This is a genomic window from Salinivibrio sp. VGrn1 (assembly GCF_009377995.1).
GTDB classification, from domain to species: Bacteria; Pseudomonadota; Gammaproteobacteria; order Enterobacterales; family Vibrionaceae; genus Salinivibrio; species Salinivibrio siamensis.
Genome location: NZ_SATA01000010.1, coordinates 54,559 through 71,108, shown reverse-complemented (window position 1 = coordinate 71,108; position 16,550 = coordinate 54,559). Strand labels below are relative to the sequence as shown.

At 52.4% G+C, this 16,550-nt stretch carries 14 protein-coding genes; 9 read left to right on the top strand and 5 right to left on the bottom strand.

What is annotated here, in order from left to right; genetic code table 11:
* Positions 1-28: 28 nt before the first annotated feature.
* Positions 29-955: a type II secretion system protein GspC gene (gspC, locus tag EHW56_RS13415; RefSeq protein ID WP_152799987.1), complete on the bottom strand. Its 927-nt coding sequence runs from the start codon at positions 953-955 to the stop codon at positions 29-31.
* Between the two features lie 226 nt (positions 956-1,181).
* On the opposite strand from gspC, the gene hslR reads away from it, so the two are divergent.
* The 4 genes from hslR (at position 1,182) to EHW56_RS13395 (ending at position 6,420) form a co-directional block, all read left to right on the top strand.
* Positions 1,182-1,586 (top strand): ribosome-associated heat shock protein Hsp15, encoded by a 405-nt coding sequence (gene hslR, locus EHW56_RS13410; RefSeq protein WP_101494489.1) that lies wholly within the window; start codon positions 1,182-1,184, stop codon positions 1,584-1,586.
* Positions 1,587-1,620: 34 nt separating this feature from the next.
* The gene (hslO, locus tag EHW56_RS13405) at positions 1,621-2,496 is read left to right on the top strand and encodes an Hsp33 family molecular chaperone HslO (protein WP_046074438.1); all 876 of its coding nucleotides are present in this window, start codon (positions 1,621-1,623) and stop codon (positions 2,494-2,496) included.
* Positions 2,497-2,818: 322 nt separating this feature from the next.
* The gene (gene pckA / locus EHW56_RS13400) at positions 2,819-4,447 is read left to right on the top strand and encodes a phosphoenolpyruvate carboxykinase (ATP) (protein WP_152799985.1); all 1,629 of its coding nucleotides are present in this window, start codon (positions 2,819-2,821) and stop codon (positions 4,445-4,447) included.
* A 128-nt stretch (positions 4,448-4,575) separates the two neighbouring features.
* On the top strand, positions 4,576-6,420 hold the full coding sequence (locus tag EHW56_RS13395) for an AsmA family protein (RefSeq protein ID WP_152799983.1): 1,845 nt from the start codon (positions 4,576-4,578) through the stop codon (positions 6,418-6,420).
* Here the strand turns inward: EHW56_RS13395 and EHW56_RS13390 are convergent.
* From EHW56_RS13390 to EHW56_RS13380, 3 genes are read right to left on the bottom strand one after another with little or no spacing between them, the layout of a single operon-like run.
* Positions 6,417-7,361: a bifunctional GNAT family N-acetyltransferase/hotdog fold thioesterase gene (locus tag EHW56_RS13390; RefSeq protein WP_046074441.1), complete on the bottom strand. Its 945-nt coding sequence runs from the start codon at positions 7,359-7,361 to the stop codon at positions 6,417-6,419. The genes EHW56_RS13395 and EHW56_RS13390 overlap by 4 nt on opposite strands.
* A gap of 27 nt (positions 7,362-7,388) precedes the next feature.
* Positions 7,389-7,823 (bottom strand): D-aminoacyl-tRNA deacylase, encoded by a 435-nt coding sequence (gene dtd / locus EHW56_RS13385; RefSeq protein WP_046074442.1) that lies wholly within the window; start codon positions 7,821-7,823, stop codon positions 7,389-7,391.
* A complete protein-coding gene (locus EHW56_RS13380; protein ID WP_077579495.1) occupies positions 7,795-8,763 on the bottom strand; it encodes a virulence factor BrkB family protein in 969 nt (322 codons plus the stop codon). Before EHW56_RS13380 ends, dtd begins: the two co-directional genes overlap by 29 nt.
* Positions 8,764-8,815: 52 nt before the next feature.
* On the opposite strand from EHW56_RS13380, the gene EHW56_RS13375 reads away from it, so the two are divergent.
* On the top strand, positions 8,816-9,469 hold the full coding sequence (locus tag EHW56_RS13375; RefSeq protein WP_152797001.1) for a DUF2959 family protein: 654 nt from the start codon (positions 8,816-8,818) through the stop codon (positions 9,467-9,469).
* 67 nt (positions 9,470-9,536) lie between these two features.
* Here the strand turns inward: EHW56_RS13375 and typA are convergent, their stop codons facing one another.
* Entirely contained in the window at positions 9,537-11,363 is a 1,827-nt protein-coding gene (gene typA / locus EHW56_RS13370) for a translational GTPase TypA (RefSeq protein WP_046074444.1), read from the bottom strand.
* A gap of 517 nt (positions 11,364-11,880) precedes the next feature.
* Between typA and glnA the strand changes: the two genes are divergently transcribed.
* The 4 genes from glnA (at position 11,881) to glnG (ending at position 16,518) form a co-directional block, all read left to right on the top strand.
* Positions 11,881-13,290 carry a glutamate--ammonia ligase gene (glnA, locus tag EHW56_RS13365; RefSeq protein WP_046074445.1) on the top strand — a complete coding sequence of 470 codons (1,410 nt, stop codon included), beginning with the start codon at positions 11,881-11,883 and terminating at the stop codon, positions 13,288-13,290.
* 112 nt (positions 13,291-13,402) lie between these two features.
* Complete coding sequence (locus EHW56_RS13360; RefSeq protein WP_152797003.1) at positions 13,403-13,942, top strand: DUF4124 domain-containing protein; 540 nt, start codon at positions 13,403-13,405, stop codon at positions 13,940-13,942.
* Positions 13,943-14,051: 109 nt separating this feature from the next.
* The gene (gene glnL / locus EHW56_RS13355) at positions 14,052-15,116 is read left to right on the top strand and encodes a nitrogen regulation protein NR(II) (RefSeq protein ID WP_152797004.1); all 1,065 of its coding nucleotides are present in this window, start codon (positions 14,052-14,054) and stop codon (positions 15,114-15,116) included.
* Positions 15,109-16,518: a nitrogen regulation protein NR(I) gene (gene glnG, locus EHW56_RS13350; protein ID WP_152797006.1), complete on the top strand. Its 1,410-nt coding sequence runs from the start codon at positions 15,109-15,111 to the stop codon at positions 16,516-16,518. Before glnL ends, glnG begins: the two co-directional genes overlap by 8 nt.
* The last annotated feature ends 32 nt before the right edge of the window (positions 16,519-16,550 follow it).

Sequence of the window (16,550 nt, the reverse complement as noted above, 5' to 3'; positions counted from 1 at the left end):
TACTGCCGCGCGCAGCGGTGGTTGTAATTTATAATTGAATCGAGATGTCATGTTGCTGTCCTTGCCGCTCGACCACCAGATCAAGCGTGCCCTGTTGTTGAATGCGACTGAGAATGTCGGGCAGTGCCACCGAACGACTGAGCTTGAGGCCATTAATCGCAATCGCGATGTCTCCTGGTTGCAAGCCAGATTGTTCAAACAACACCGGGTTTTTCCCAGGGGTGAGACGAAAGCCTTTCAGCGCCTTGGCATCACCCACTTGCGCGAGCTGCACATAATCAAATAGACGCTGAGGATTTTGATTGAGCTGCTGCGCAAGATTGACCGGCCAGTCAGTGCTGGCTCCCTCATGGGGCGCGGGCTTTGGGGGCGCCACCTCCCCTTTTGACGGTGAAAAGACGGTTTGCGGCGTACTATCCGCCTCTACGCCTGGCATCAACAATGCCTCTCGTCGTGTTCCCTGGCGTAAGATCACCCGATCTGACAACACCTGTTCGATGCTAACTTGGGTGCCTTTCACCTGCTCACCCACCCCATAGGTGGCCTGCTGGCCGCGATTGGCGATCACCGCCAACGCGCGGGATGGTTGGTCACTGGCCACCACCCCTACCAAGGTTAATTGCAAGCGTGTTTCCGGCACCTCGCTCACTGCTTGTCGACGCTGCGCCTTTGAGGTTTGATAAGGCCCGAAAAGCTGGGCATTGATCACAGGTGCAAGAGACAGCCTGTTCCCGGGGGATTGAGAGGTGGACGCTTCGTGCATCACAGGCGACTGCGTAGGAGGCGCAGGCTGATAAAAAGCCCACACCAGACGACCTGCCAACCATGCGAGCACGCAGGCTAGGCCAATATTGAGCCAAGGGGCAGCGCGACGCAGTGTGTGTGGCGACAAAGAGAAGCGATTATGTTGGCGTCCTGCCTGAGAGATCATGCCTTTTAAACCAATTTGGGTCACCGTTTATCCATTGATGGCTTTTTTTGCCAGCAAGTTCCATCATTAGATTACGAAAAGCTGGGCATACTAGCAAAAACACTGTGTGATAGTGAGACTTTTTCAGTCATAGATCGGTATTTTATCGAAGTCATCGACTGGACGGGCAGCGGAACCACGATGCTGTGATACTGCTCTAAAGTAAATTTTGTGCTAATGTCGCCGATCCAGATTGCGCAGGAGTTGGATGATGAAAAACCACGCATCAACGCCCTTGACGGCGGTCAGGTTAGATAAATGGCTATGGGCTGCCCGTTTTTACAAAACGCGCTCCATTGCGCGCAATATGATTGACGGGGGCAAAGTACAGTACAATGGCCAACGTGCTAAGCCGAGTAAAATGGTAGAAGTCGGAGCAGAAATCCGCCTTCGCCAAGGCAATGATGAAAAAACCGTCACTGTCATGGCGCTTTCGGAGCAGCGGCAGGGGGCGCCGATCGCGCAAACCTTGTATCAAGAAACCGAGAGCAGCCTCGCCAAGCGCGAGCACGAGTCAGAAATGCGTCGCTTAAATGCACACAACCCACGTCCTGATGGGCGGCCGGATAAAAAGCAACGCCGAGATATTCGTAAATTTAAACAAGGCATAGATTAAGGTCGCATTCGCGCCATTGCCGGAGAGAGATTGCATGTCAAACGATCAACTACACCGTTACCTATTTGAAGATGTGTCTGTTCGTGGTGAGCTGGTCAAGCTCGATGACACCTATCAGCGCATACTTGAAAACCAAGATTTCCCGGCGCCGGTCAATGCCTTGCTGGGAGAGATGCTCGCCGCGACCAGCTTATTGACCGCTACGCTCAAGTTTAACGGCTCAATCACAGTGCAACTGCAAGGCGATGGTCCTGTCTCTCTCGCTGTGATTAATGGGGATCACCACCAGCAGCTGCGGGGAACGGCTCGCGTCAAGGGCGAAGTCAAAGACGATGCAACCCTGCCGGAGATGATGGGCAAAGGCCAACTCATCATCACCATTGAGCCTGTCGATGGTGAACGCTATCAAGGGATTGTCGGTCTTGAGTCTGACAACTTACAAGCCTGTCTTGAAGATTACTTCGCCCGTTCCGAGCAACTGATGACTCGCCTTTGGTTGCGCACGGGTGAGCACGACGGTAAGCCCCATGCGGCTGGGATGATGCTGCAAATCCTGCCAGATGGCAAAGGCGACAACAGCGACTTCGAGCATCTGGCTCAGTTGACTGAAACCATTAAAAACGAAGAGCTATTTAGCCTGTCTGCTAAAGATGTGCTGTATCGTTTGTACCACCAAGAAAAAGTCACGCTGTATCCAGCGCAAGAGGTGGTATTCAAATGCAGCTGCTCACGTGAGCGCAGTGCCAGCGCGATCGCCGCCATTGAGCGTAGCGAAGTGGATAAAATGGTGGCTGAAATGGGAACGATTCATTTGCATTGTGATTATTGTGGCACAGATTACGCTTTCGATAGTGTTGATGTTGCAGCTATTTTCGAGCAAAACGCGGATTCTTCCTCACAAATGCAGTAACAGCGTGCTACATTTTTAGCGCTCCGAAGCAAATCCACCTGACGGAGTTCAAAAGCCAGCATTATGCTGGCTTTTTTCTTATTCCTACCCGACTTAACTCACATTTTTTCTCGCATTATTTTTGTACAAACAATAATAGGTCTTTGGGTAGCGCAAACGATTAACTAAGCGTTACCATGTCTATGACATGGCACCTGGTGGTCCGTACCCTACAATCAAAATAACCCCAGTGTGCAGTCTTATATGGAGTCAGTCCCTGAAATCACATATTCAGGTTGCTAGCACAAAGACAGTTAACAACATCTTACCCCAAGGAGCACCTATGACTGTCCTGAACGTCGAACCCGAGGTCGCTGACATCGATCTTTCCCGTCATGGTCTGGAAAATGTCAAAGAAGTCATCCGTAACCCCTCTTATGAGCAACTGTTCGAGGAAGAAACCAAACCTGGGCTGGAAGGCTACGAAAAAGGCGTGGTGACCGAGCTCGGCGCGGTGGCGGTAGATACGGGTATTTTTACCGGCCGCTCACCAAAAGATAAGTACATCGTCCGCGATGACACCACCCGCGATACCATTTGGTGGTCTGATCAAGGCAAAAACGATAATAAGCCGATTGACCAAGCGGTATGGAAAGATCTGAAAGCCCTCGTCACTGATCAATTATCAGGCAAGCGCCTGTTTGTGATTGATGGCTATTGTGGCGCCAACCCAAATACTCGATTACGTATTCGCGTGATCACCGAGGTAGCGTGGCAAGCACATTTCGTGAAAAACATGTTTATCCGCCCAACCGATGAAGAGCTGAAAGACTTTGAGCCCGACTTTGTGGTGATGAACGGTGCCAAGTGTGTCAACACCAAATGGCGCGAGCAAGGTTTGAACTCGGAAAACTTCACCGTATTCAACCTCACCGAACGCATGCAGCTCATCGGCGGTACCTGGTACGGCGGCGAGATGAAAAAAGGCATGTTCGCGATGATGAATTACTTCTTGCCACTGCAAGATATCGCCTCGATGCACTGCTCGGCGAACATGGGTAAAGACGGTGATGTCGCCATCTTCTTTGGTTTATCCGGCACCGGCAAAACCACCCTCTCTACCGATCCCAAACGCCAGCTGATTGGTGATGATGAACACGGCTGGGACGACCATGGTGTGTTTAACTTCGAAGGCGGATGCTACGCGAAAACCATCAAGCTCTCGAAAGAAGCAGAACCCGATATTTACAACGCCATTCGCCGTGATGCATTGCTGGAAAACGTTACCGTTCGTGACAATGGCACCATCGACTTTGACGACAACACCAAAACAGAAAACACCCGTGTCTCCTACCCAATTTACCACATCGATAACATCGTTAAGCCGGTATCAAAAGGGGGGCATGCCAACAAGGTGATTTTCTTGTCGGCGGATGCCTTTGGTGTGCTGCCCCCGGTGTCTAAGCTGACGCCAGAGCAAACCAAGTACCACTTTTTATCTGGCTTCACGGCCAAGCTCGCGGGCACTGAGCGTGGTATTACCGAGCCCACACCAGCGTTTTCCGCCGCCTTCGGTGCCGCCTTCTTGACTTTGCATCCGACCAAGTACGCAGAGGTGTTGGTCAAACGCATGGAAGCCGCCGGCGCGGAAGCCTATTTGGTCAACACTGGCTGGAACGGCTCAGGCAAGCGGATCTCCATCAAGGATACGCGTGCGATCATTGATGCGATTTTAGATGGCTCCATCGAAAAAGCGGAGACCAAGTCAATTCCAATCTTTAATTTGGAAGTGCCCGTCTCACTCGACGAAGTGAGCGACGGCATTCTTGACCCGCGTGACACCTATGTCGATCCCCTTCAGTGGGAAAGCAAAGCCAACGATCTGGCACAACGCTTTATCGATAACTTTGAAAAATATACCGACACCCCCGAAGGAGCCGCGCTGGTCTCAGCCGGACCTAAGCTAGACTAACCCCCTGCCCCCGTATCGCGCGTGCGATATGGGGGCCACTTCCCCGACCGAGATACTGGCTAATAGTTGAAGTGACGACACTTTTGCGCCAGTCTTATTGCTACTGATTGCCTTGATAGGGTTGGTTCATGCGCATCCTGGCCAAACTGTTCGCCAGCTTTTTCATTCTCTGTGTCACCGCATTATTGGTGTTAGCAGTCCTCTTTCACACGCGCTACAGCACCGCGCTGTTTCATCATGTCGTGTCACCTTTGCTGCCGGGCGATCTCTCCGCCAAACAGGTGGTCTATCATTGGCGTCAGCCACTGAGTTTGACCCTCACCAAGCCTAACTATCACGTCGGTCCGCAACACTGGCAGGCCGACCGGCTGCGCGTACAACTTGATGCTACGCGGCTGCCACACATTCACTGGCTGCGGATTGATGGCTTGTCTATCGATCTGACGGGCCGCACGCCACCACCTAGCCTAGAGATGTTGCCTGCGTCCCTGCAAATCGGTCGTATCTTGTTCAACGACCTAAATCTCATTGGACGAGATTGGCAAGCGCACCAAGTGAGTGCCCAGCTTGATAAGTGGCAAAAGGGCGACTCACCATGGGGATCGGTTCGTGGTCGCGCACAATGGGAAGCCAAACAGATCGATTGGCACGACCTAACGGTCTCTGATGCCCTCCTAGATGCCCAACCCTCGCCAAAAGGCTGGCAACTCAATGGCGTCTCATTTCAATGGCAACGTGCTGCCTTTAGCGCCCAAGGGCAATGGCAACCTGGTGCACTCGCCTTGAGCCAATTGACCATTAGCAATGCCATTGTGGATAGTGAGCAAACACAACAGCGGCTCCGCGAAGCCTTGTCACATTGGCCGTCAAACACCCAGGTCACCATCGCTCGAGCGGACGTCCGTCAACTCAGTGCCGAAACGGATCATCTGTCGGTCAATGCCCTGACCTTTTCAGCGGAACAATTAGCGTTTACCCCTCAGTCGCCTTGGTGGCATCAACCTCAGCTACGCGCCTCGTTTAATGCCGACTATATCCGTTGGCAAGGGCAAACGTGGGAGCAACCGTTAGGGGAGCTGGAGCGTCGCGGTGATACGTGGATAGTCAATCAATTCACCAGTCAGTGGCATGAAGGGTTTATCGCGCTTTCCGGCCAATTTTCGCCCCAAGCTTGGCAGATAGACAGGCTACGCGCCAATGGCCTCACCCTCAGCCGCGAACGGCTTAGGCCGCTGATAGGCGCATTGCCAGATTGGCCGCCACATATCGTCATTACCGATCTGTCGCTGAAACACAATGAGTGGTTAGCGTTATCGCCAGGGTTCCCGGTCAAGGTGGATGGCATTGATATCGATGGGCGCGATCTGCGTCTGCGGCATGACACGCAGTGGCAATTACGCCATGGAACACTGACCGCGAGCGCCAGCTATGCCAGCATCAATCAGCAGTGGCTGGCTGAACCCTACTTACGCGTAGAAGCGAGCGATGGGCTCGTCAATCTACGTCAATTATTACTGGGTTTTTCCGATGGTCAGCTTGCTGCCTCCGGCCAGTGGAATTACAACACGCCGAGCCTACCATGGTCATTCCAAATTGACGGCCTACACGTCCCCTTATCCCTTTATCAATCATGGTTTGACTGGCCGCTGCCTTTAAGCGGGTTTCACGATCTTCAAGGGCAATGGTCTGGGCTGGCGTCTGATACCGAAAGTTTCAACGTGGGGTTAAATGGCACCCTTGCCGTTACCCTGCTGAATGGCCACGCGGATGTCACGCCAGATAAAGGCTGGCCAGAACGAATGTCTGGGTGGTTTCAAAAAACGCCGACCCAGCAACGTCAGTCGCGGTCGTTCCCGTTTGAACAACTTTCTCTAAAAGCCGACCGTGGCCATATCACGGGTATTCTTCAGGGGGACACATCCGTGTCGATTGATTGGCCGATTTATCAAACCGCCACCCCAAGTGTACGTTAACGCAGTAGTGCCAACTGAGGGGCAGGCTGTGCGGTGGCACCATCGTCTGATGGCAGCAACACATAAGTGCCGGTAAACACGCCGGCCTTATCGTCGCCACTAAAAAACTCGACTTCGAGCGTGACACGCGCCCGACGACCGTTTTCCAGCCTATCAAGCTCACCGCTCAAGTTATCCAGCGATACACTCGCCCTTGGCCGCTCCGCCACCGGGCGACGATAACGAATGTGGCTGTCTGCGAGGACAATATCCGCACTGAGTTGACGCTCTTTCATTAACAGCCACACCATTCCCCAACCCGCGAGCGTGGCAAGACTAAAAATGCTGCCCGCAAACATGGTGTGACGCGGATTCAAATTGGCATTTAAATTGGCACAAACTTCAAAGTGATAGCCGGTGAATTGGCTGATCTGCACCCCCATTTTATCGCTGATAGGGATTTGTTCTTGCCAGCGCTGCTGCAGCTCGGTACACCACTCAGGATGACGTACCACATCAGACAAAGGGTCTAAGGGTTTCACCATCTGTTGATGACGAATCGGCCCGCGCTCATCACTGAGATCCCCCTGACGAATGAAGTCATGTTGAGCATAAAAGCTTACCGCCTCTTCTCGCGCACTGCACACAAGACGCTTGGCCCCCTCTTGCCGGGCCAATGACTCTAGTGCCATTAATATGAGCGCCCCGAGGCCACGATTACGAAAATCGGGAGAGACCGCCATATAACGGATCTGACCATCGTTGTCTGGGGTTAAGTAAAGACGCCCGATGGCGACGGGGTCATCATCACTGTCGACAATCATCCGATGACAGGCATTGCCATCGTAGGCATCGCGCTCTGAGCCGCGCGGCGCATGCCAAGGCTCGCGCAACATGCGATAGCGAAAGTCATAGTAACGCGCAAGCTCTTGCTCTGTGCGTGGCGTGACGATTTTAAACATGCCTATCTCTCCCTGTTAGGCGCACATTTATACCTGAAGCCAGAAAGTTACCGGCCCATCATTGACCAAGCTCACCTTCATATCTGCAGCAAACTGACCGGTTTGCGTCTTCACGCCAGCCTGTTGGCAATCATGACAAAACACCTCATACAGGCGTTCCGCTTCGGCGGGCGAGGCCCCTGAAAAACTTGGACGCATTCCTTTTTTCGTGTCAGCCGCGAGGGTGAACTGAGAGACCACCAGTAACGATCCCCCTGCCTGTGACACATTAAGATTCATTTTTCCTTCGTCATCTTCAAAGACGCGATAACCGCGCACTTTATGCGCCAGCTTGGCTGCCTGAGTCTCGGTGTCGCCTTTCTCGACACCTAGCAGCACGACCAAGCCTTTTCCTATACAGCCCACGCGAGTGCCTTCTACGGTCACATTGGCTTCACTCACGCGTTGAATGAGGGCGATCATGGGTTTCCTCTTTTTCAATGGTTAAAGGGGGAGATGACGCATCCAGAGCGCTCGACCCAAAATGAGAAGCGTCGCCCTCCGCGCGCGGCCACCAACGTTCAGACTCTCTCAGCGTCGCCGTCACTTGGGCACCAAACAATACGATACACCAACTAAAATACACCCAGACAAAGAGAATGGGTATCACCGCCAACGCGCCATAAATCAGTTGATACGAGGGAAAGTGCGTCACATAGAGGGCGAAGACTTTCTTGCTTAATTCAAACAGGATACTCGCCACCGCCGCCCCGGCAAAGGCATGGCGCAGACGCACGCGCGTATTGGGGACCAACGTATAAAGCCCCATGAAGGTCAATGTGGTCAGGATAAAGGGCAAAACGCGCAATAAAGTGGTAAACAAATCATTGGCAATCCCGCTTTGTAATAACGACAGCGAGGTTAAATAGGAGCTCAACGCAATGCTGGTGCCAATAAGAATTGGCCCTAAGGTGAGCACCATCCAATAGATGGAAAAGGCGATCATTGTGGGTCGCTTGGTCTGAATTTTAAAGGTGTGATTCAGGCTTTTGTCGATGGCGGAAATCAGCATGATGGCCACCACAAACAAAAAACTCACCCCCACTGCCGTCATCTTGCCGGCATTAGCAACAAACTCATTGAGGTAGCGTGCCACCACCTCGCCAGCAGCCGGCACAAAGTTGTTAATCACAAACTGCTGTAACGTCTCACCCACCTCTGAAAAACCAGGAAAACTCGAAAAGGCGGATAATACCACGGTCACCAAGGGGACCAAAGATAATAGGGTCACATACGCCATATGGCCCGCACTCACCGTGAGCCGATCTTCGCCCATACGCCGCCATAAATGGGTCAGCATCGCCATCAACCAATGACGATAATGACACCACCTTTTCTCATCCAGGATCCCAATTTTGCGCATCCTTCCACCTTAACCTTGTGTTAGCCTTAAGCGTAATGAGTGTACATGATTTATGATTAAGGAGTTGCCTGTGCGGGTTATCTTTATGCTTGCGACCTTTTTAACCCTACTCACCGGCTGTCAGTCTGCCTATTACTCGGCGATGGAGCAAGTGGGCATCCATAAACGCGATATCATGGTCGACAGAGTGGAAGACGCCGCTGATGCGCAGCAAGCGGCGCAGTCAAAATTTAAAGACGCACGACAAGCTTTAAGCCAGCTCACGGGGTTTGAGGGGGGAGAGCTACAAGCCGCCTATGAGGCAGTCGATAGTCAGTACCAGCAAAGCCATGATGCCGTCACCCGCGTGCGTGAACGCATCGACGCCCTTGAATCTGTCTCTGACGCGCTGTTTGATGAGTGGGAAGAAGAATTAGACTTGTACACGAATCGACGCCTACAGCGTGATAGTGAGCAGCGCTTACGCCAGACTCGTGAGGAATACGAGCGATTACGTGATGCCATGCGTCGTGCCGAACAAACCATGACACCGGTACTGAACACCTTGCAAGATAACCGGCTTTATCTCAAACACAACCTCAATGCCCGCGCAATTGGTGCGTTACAAGGTGAGTTGGATGCCCTTTCGGACGAGATAGACCGCGCAGTCGCTGACATGCAACGCGCAATCCAAGCGTCAAATCGCTTTATCCAAACCCTCAATTAAACGCTAGCCAATAAAAAAGGCACCCGAGGGTGCCCTTTGTCCACATCGCGCGGTGATGCCCGCGTGATTAACCTTTACGACCTGCGCGCTTACGCTCGGTTTCGGTCAATAGCTTCTTACGGATACGAATGCTCTCCGGCGTCGCTTCAACCAGTTCATCATCATCGATAAACTCAAGCGCCTGCTCCAAGGTGTACTTGATCGCTGGGCTCAATACCTGCGCGTCATCGGTACCTGATGCACGAACGTTGGTCAGCTGCTTACCTTTCAAGCAGTTAACGGTCAGATCGTTGGCACGATTATGAATACCAATCACCTGACCTTCGTATACTTCGTCACCGTGCTCGGCAAACAAGCGTCCGCGGTCTTGCAAGTTAAACAGTGCGTAAGTCAGTGCTTTACCTGCCGCATTTGAGATCAACACACCATTAATGCGCTGGCCAATATCGCCACCTTTGTACTTACCGTAATGGTCAAAGGTATGATAAATCAGCCCCGAGCCAGAGGTCAGTGTTAAAAACTCTGTTTGGAAACCAATCAGACCACGTGATGGCATCACAAAGTCCATGCGTACACGGCCTTTACCATCTGGAAGCATGTTCGTCAGCTCGCCTTTACGCAGACCGATGCTTTCCATCACGCCACCTTGATGCTCTTCGAGCACGTCAATGGTCACTGTCTCAAACGGTTCGAATTTCTCGCCGTTTTCTTCTTTGATGATCACTTCTGGGCGCGATACCGCCAGCTCAAAGCCTTCGCGACGCATGTTTTCGATCAAAATAGACAGATGGAGTTCACCACGGCCAGACACGCGGAATTTATCTGGGTTATCGGTCTCTTCCACGCGCAGTGCCACATTGTGGACCAGCTCTTTTTGCAGACGCTCAAGGATATTACGTGACGTAACGTATTTACCTTCGAGACCTGCAAACGGCGAGGTATTCACCTGGAAGGTCATGGTCACAGTGGGCTCATCCACCGTCAGTGCAGGCAAGGCTTCCACATTACTTGGATCGCAAATCGTGTCTGAGATTTTCAGCTCACCCAACCCCGTAATGGCAATAATATCGCCCGCAGAGGCTTCATCAACGTCATGACGCTCTAGGCCCATGTAGCCCAAAACACTGCCGACTTTACCGTTACGCTTGCTGCCATCTGCACTCACAATCGTGACTTGCTGGTTCGGCTTCACTGAGCCACGTGTAATACGACCCACACCGATCACACCCACATAAGAGTTATAATCCAGCTGAGACACCTGCATTTGCAGCGGCGTGGTGATATCGACATCCGGTGCATCAACGTTATCAACGATCGCGTTGAACAGCGGCTCCATATCCTCGCCTTCTGTGGTTTCTTCTAGGCTCGCCCAGCCGTTAAGGGCTGACGCGTAAACCACTTGGAAATCCAATTGCTCATCCGACGCACCGAGGGTGTCAAACAAGTCAAAGACTTGATCCATCACCCAGTCAGGACGCGCCCCAGGGCGGTCAATCTTGTTGATCACCACAATCGGTTTCAAACCATGGGCAAAGGCTTTTTGGGTCACAAAACGGGTTTGCGGCATCGGGCCGTCTACCGCATCGACGACCAGTAGTACGGAGTCAACCATCGACATGATACGCTCAACCTCACCACCAAAGTCGGCGTGTCCTGGGGTATCAACGATGTTGATGCGGTAGTCATTCCAGTTAATGGCAGTGTTCTTGGCCAAGATGGTAATGCCACGTTCTTTCTCAATGTCGTTTGAGTCCATGACACGCTCTTCCACCTCACCGCGGGAAGCCAGCGTACCGGATTGCTGCAGCAGCTTATCCACTAGCGTGGTTTTACCGTGGTCAACGTGGGCAATAATGGCGATATTTCTTAGTTTATCTGTCTGTATTTTGGTCATGGACTCTCTTTTTCACTCGATAGACGGGGCGCGCGCCGAAGTTGGCGAGCTATGCTAACACGACGGCACCGCCACCTGATTAAAAAAACGGCCGTAATGTACCAGATTTTGTCGCAAAACCCACCTTATTATGTGAATTGGCTCACCGTCACTCAGGGTTCACCCTGTCACAGTTGGTTATTTATTGTGCAAATACAAGGATTCATCGTGATGAGAGAAAAATGAATTTTTAAAGACCGTCCACACTCTTGTCATGCATTGTCTGCTACAAAGAGAGGGGACGATGCCTGCACGCATCTCGTGCAAAGCGGCGCACCGTCTTTGCCCTTTGCACCATATGCGATCACGATTGCACTATAATGGTGCACATTGCACGCTTTTGACCCAGGCTGCACACGGTTTTATCGCGTTAAACGCGGTTTGGCGCGGCTTAAAATTGTTGGCACGGTTTTCGCTTTGTCATGAAGCAAGGAGCCAACTCGCTATTTACTCAATTTGACACCGGAGGTTATTTCACATGTCAGTAGAAAACGTGCTCGCACTGATCCAAGAAAACGAGGTGAAATTCATCGACCTGCGCTTTACCGATACCAAGGGTAAAGAGCAACATGTTTCTATTCCCTCACATCAGATTGATGATGACTTCTTTGAAGAAGGCAAAATGTTTGATGGCTCATCGGTTGCGGGCTGGAAAGGCATTAATGAGTCAGACATGGTGATGATGCCTGACCCAAGCTCTGCCGTGCTTGACCCTTTTACCGAGGAAAGCACCCTGAATATCCGTTGTGACATTCTTGAGCCTTCAACCATGCAAGGCTACGACCGTGACCCACGCTCAATTGCTAAACGCGCAGAAGATTACATGCGCGCAACCGGCATCGCCGATACCGTTCTCATCGGTCCTGAGCCAGAGTTCTTCTTATTCGACGACGTCAAATTTGCCACCGATATGGCTGGCTCGTTCTACAAAATTGACGACGTCGAAGCAAGCTGGAACTCAGGCACCGCTCTCGAAGGGGGTAACAAAGGTCACCGCCCTGGTGTGAAAGGCGGTTATTTCCCAGTTGCACCGGTTGATTCATCACAAGACATCCGTTCTGCCATGTCATTAGTGATGGAGGAAATGGGTCTAGTGGTTGAAGCACATCACCACGAGGTAGCGACCGCGGGCCAGAATGAAATTGCCACCCGTTTCAACACCTTGACCACCAAAGCCGACGAAATTCAAATCTACAAATACGTGGTTCACAATGTCGCGCACGCCTTTGGTAAAACGGCAACCTTTATGCCTAAGCCACTGGTTGGTGACAATGGTTCAGGAATGCACGTCCACCAGTCGCTTGCCAAAGATGGTCAAAACCTGTTTGCCGGTGACAAATACGGTGGTTTGTCTGAAACCGCACTGTACTACATTGGCGGTGTCATCAAGCACGCGCGTGCGATCAACGCATTCGCCAACGCCTCAACCAACTCGTATAAGCGTCTGGTCCCAGGCTTTGAAGCGCCGGTCATGTTGGCTTACTCAGCACGTAACCGCTCAGCGTCAATCCGTATCCCTGTGGTACCGAGCCCGAAAGCACGCCGTATTGAGCTTCGCTTTGCCGACCCAACAGCCAACCCGTATCTCTGCTTCGCTGCCATGCTAATGGCTGGCCTAGACGGGATTAAGAACAAGATCCATCCTGGCGATGCCATGGACAAAGACTTGTACGACTTGCCAGCGGAAGAAGCAGCGGAAATCCCAACCGTTGCCGAGTCACTGAAAGAGGCCCTGCAAGCGCTTGACGCGGATCGTGAATTCTTGACCACAGGTGGCGTATTCTCGGATGACTTCATTGATTCTTACATCACGCTGAAAGGCGAAGATGTTGAGCGCATCCAAATGACCACGCATCCCGTAGAATTCGAGTTGTACTACTCGGTATAAGCGCGCAAACAACGCAAATTGTTGCCCACCTCGCAGGTGGGCTTTTTTGTGCTTTTTACCCGCACGATGTGGCTTATCATGGTCCATATCTTCAGAAAAAGAAGGGTAAGCGATGCGCTGGATAGCCATCATCGTGTTCAGCCTCACTGTCACCTGCCAGGCTGGCACGATTTACCAATGGCGGGATCAAAACGGACAGTGGCATATCAGTGATCAGCCTCCCAATGCGCCCCACCAAGTGCGGCATTATGCTCCCTCGCCGGTGTCGCCATCGTTAACGCAACCGCCGCAGACAACCACCCAGCCCGCCAGTCAATCAAACGTGGCGATCACACTGGTTCACCCCAGTGATGGCGCGACGTTACGTAATAATCCCGGTAAGGTTTCAGTAAAAGCCACCCTTGCTCCGGCGGCTTCCCCAAGCGACCAGGTCCAGCTGGTGATGGACGGTAACCCCGTTCAGGCTCACCCTAAGCAGACGCGTAGCGCCTCACAGCTCACACTACAATGGCACCTCAGCCCGATAGACAGGGGCACCCATCGTTTTCAAGTCCGCTATTTAGAAAGCGGCAAGGTAATTGCATCATCCTCTGAGCATCAGGTGTATTTGCATCGCGCCCATGTGAATCAGCCACATCGAACGCATGATTAATCCGCGGCAACGCCGATGAATTCACAAACCCGGCAGTGCAAGCTGCATCAAGCAAGGATCTCGATTACACTCAATGCACCAAAACAGTGCAAACAAGGACGCAACACAGATGACCCCCGCTCAACTGTTCGATCATCTTCTCACCGCGATCATTGTGGTGGATAGCCAATGGCGTATTCAGTACGTCAACGCGGCCGCCGAGCAGCTGATGCACCAAAGTGCCAGGCGCCTGCTGACACAACCGCTCACCGCGCAGATTCAGCACGCCAGCGTCGACTGGGGACAAATTGCCAACACCACACGTGCCGGGCAAAGCTTGACGGACAGTGATGTGACCTGGGTGGTGGACGGCCAGCCACAAAAGGTGCAACTCAGCGCCAGTCCGTTGTTTGATCAAGAAGATGAGGGACGGCTGTTACTGGAAGTGAATGTGGTCAGCCAACAACAAAGGATCAGTAAGGAGCTTACCCAAAAAGCGCAACAACAAGCGGCAAAAGAGTTGGTACGCGGCTTGGCACATGAAATAAAAAACCCGCTCGGCGGCTTACGCGGGGCGGCACAGTTGCTAGAAAAGATGCTGCCTGATGCGAACTTGGCTGAATATACGCAAATTATTATCGAGCAAGCCGACCGATTGCGAAACTTGGTCGACCGTTTACTGGGGCCACAGCGCCCTGGGTTGCGCCAACGACAAAACATTCACGTTGTGTTGGAAAAAGTCCGCCAATTGATCAGCCTCGATAACCACGAAGGCATCCAGATCATTCGCGATTACGACCCCAGCTTACCCGATTTTGAGATGGATCCTGAGCAGCTTGAGCAAGCGATTCTCAACGTCGCCACCAATGCTGCCGATGCCATACGCGGTCAGCCTGACGCCTGTTTGACGCTCCGCACGCGTACAGGCTTTCAAACCGTGATCCATGGCGAGCGTCACCGAGTGGTCGCGCAAATTGAAATCATCGACAATGGGCCTGGGATCGCGCCGCATTTGCAGGATACCTTGTTTTACCCCATGGTGACGAGCAAGGCTGACGGCAATGGGCTTGGACTCGCTATCACCCATCATTTAATCGATCAGCATCAAGGCAAAATTGACGTGAATAGCTGGCCAGGCCATACCTGCTTCACCATCCAATTGCCAATCATTGAAAAGGACACGCCACATGAGTAAAGGGACCATTTGGATTGTTGATGATGACAGCTCCATTCGTTGGGTGATGGAACGCACCCTCAGTGCCGCCGGCCTCACCTGCGATACGTTTAGCAATGCTGAAAATGTACTCAGTGCCCTGCATGAACGTCGCCCTGATGTGTTGGTCTCCGATATTCGCATGCCAGGTAGCGATGGGCTGGCGCTGCTAAAAACGGTACAAGAGCAACACCCTGACTTACCCGTGATCATCATGACCGCGCACTCGGATTTAGATGCCGCGGTTAACGCCTACCAAAAAGGCGCGTTTGAATACCTGCCCAAGCCGTTTGATATTGATGAAGCGCTGGCACTGGTTGAGCGCGCACTGGCCCACTATAAAGAGCAGCAAAAGCAACAAACGTCACAACAGCCGCAAACGCAGACACCAGAGATCATCGGCGAGGCGCCCGCGATGCAAGAGGTGTTTCGTGCCATTGGCCGGCTGTCACGCTCCTCGATTTCGGTGTTAATCAATGGTGAGTCGGGCACGGGTAAGGAGCTAGTCGCCCAAGCGCTACATCGTCATAGTCCGCGGGCCAATCAAGCCTTTATCGCCCTGAATATGGCCGCCATCCCCAAAGACTTGATTGAGTCCGAGCTGTTCGGTCATGAAAAAGGGGCATTTACTGGGGCCAACGCGGTCAGGCAAGGACGCTTTGAGCAAGCCAATGGGGGGACGTTATTTCTCGATGAGATTGGCGATATGCCATTGGATGTGCAAACGCGTTTACTGCGTGTGCTAGCGGATGGTCAATTCTATCGGGTCGGCGGTCACGCGGCGGTCGATGTGGATGTGCGCATTATCGCGGCTACCCACCAAGATCTCGAACGCTTGGTGACAGAAGGCAGTTTCCGAGACGACCTGTTTCACCGCTTGAACGTGATCCGCGTTCATCTGCCCTCACTCAAAGATAGGCGCCAAGATATTCCCCAGCTATGTCAGCATTTTCTTGCCCGCGCGGCCAAAGAGCTGGATGTCGAAGCCAAGCAACTCCACCCAGACACAGAAACCATGATGAGCCAGTTACCTTGGCCGGGTAACGTCCGCCAGCTAGAAAACACCTGCCGCTGGCTGACCGTGATGGCCAGCAGTAAGGAGGTGCTGCCCTCCGATCTCCCAAGGGAGCTGCTCAACCAGCCAAGTGCTATGACCGACAATGAAGCCCATGATTGGCAGCAGGCTCTCACGTATTGGGCGCAAGATGCGATAACACAAGGACAACATGGTATTTTGCAACAAGCGCTCCCCAGTGTTGAACGCATCTTGTTACAATCGGCGCTCAAGCACACGCATGGTCACAAACAAGAGGCAGCTAAAATTTTAGGGTGGGGGCGTAATACCCTGACACGTAAACTCAAAGAGCTAAATATTGAGTCGTAACTCATTATTGAAACTGACACTCTTTGAACCTC

What these genes read in the sequence shown, in the direction of transcription:
- hslR (WP_101494489.1), top strand. Translation starts at nt 1,182, where the DNA reads ATGAAAAACCACGCATCAACGCCCTTGACGGCGGTCAGGTTAGATAAA.
- hslO (WP_046074438.1), top strand. Translation starts at nt 1,621, where the DNA reads ATGTCAAACGATCAACTACACCGTTACCTATTTGAAGATGTGTCTGTT.
- pckA (WP_152799985.1), top strand. Translation starts at nt 2,819, where the DNA reads ATGACTGTCCTGAACGTCGAACCCGAGGTCGCTGACATCGATCTTTCC.
- EHW56_RS13395 (WP_152799983.1), top strand. Translation starts at nt 4,576, where the DNA reads ATGCGCATCCTGGCCAAACTGTTCGCCAGCTTTTTCATTCTCTGTGTC.
- EHW56_RS13390 (WP_046074441.1), bottom strand. Translation starts at nt 7,361, where the DNA reads ATGTTTAAAATCGTCACGCCACGCACAGAGCAAGAGCTTGCGCGTTAC.
- dtd (WP_046074442.1), bottom strand. Translation starts at nt 7,823, where the DNA reads ATGATCGCCCTCATTCAACGCGTGAGTGAAGCCAATGTGACCGTAGAA.
- EHW56_RS13380 (WP_077579495.1), bottom strand. Translation starts at nt 8,763, where the DNA reads ATGCGCAAAATTGGGATCCTGGATGAGAAAAGGTGGTGTCATTATCGT.
- EHW56_RS13375 (WP_152797001.1), top strand. Translation starts at nt 8,816, where the DNA reads ATGATTAAGGAGTTGCCTGTGCGGGTTATCTTTATGCTTGCGACCTTT.
- typA (WP_046074444.1), bottom strand. Translation starts at nt 11,363, where the DNA reads ATGACCAAAATACAGACAGATAAACTAAGAAATATCGCCATTATTGCC.
- glnA (WP_046074445.1), top strand. Translation starts at nt 11,881, where the DNA reads ATGTCAGTAGAAAACGTGCTCGCACTGATCCAAGAAAACGAGGTGAAA.
- EHW56_RS13360 (WP_152797003.1), top strand. Translation starts at nt 13,403, where the DNA reads ATGCGCTGGATAGCCATCATCGTGTTCAGCCTCACTGTCACCTGCCAG.
- glnL (WP_152797004.1), top strand. Translation starts at nt 14,052, where the DNA reads ATGACCCCCGCTCAACTGTTCGATCATCTTCTCACCGCGATCATTGTG.
- glnG (WP_152797006.1), top strand. Translation starts at nt 15,109, where the DNA reads ATGAGTAAAGGGACCATTTGGATTGTTGATGATGACAGCTCCATTCGT.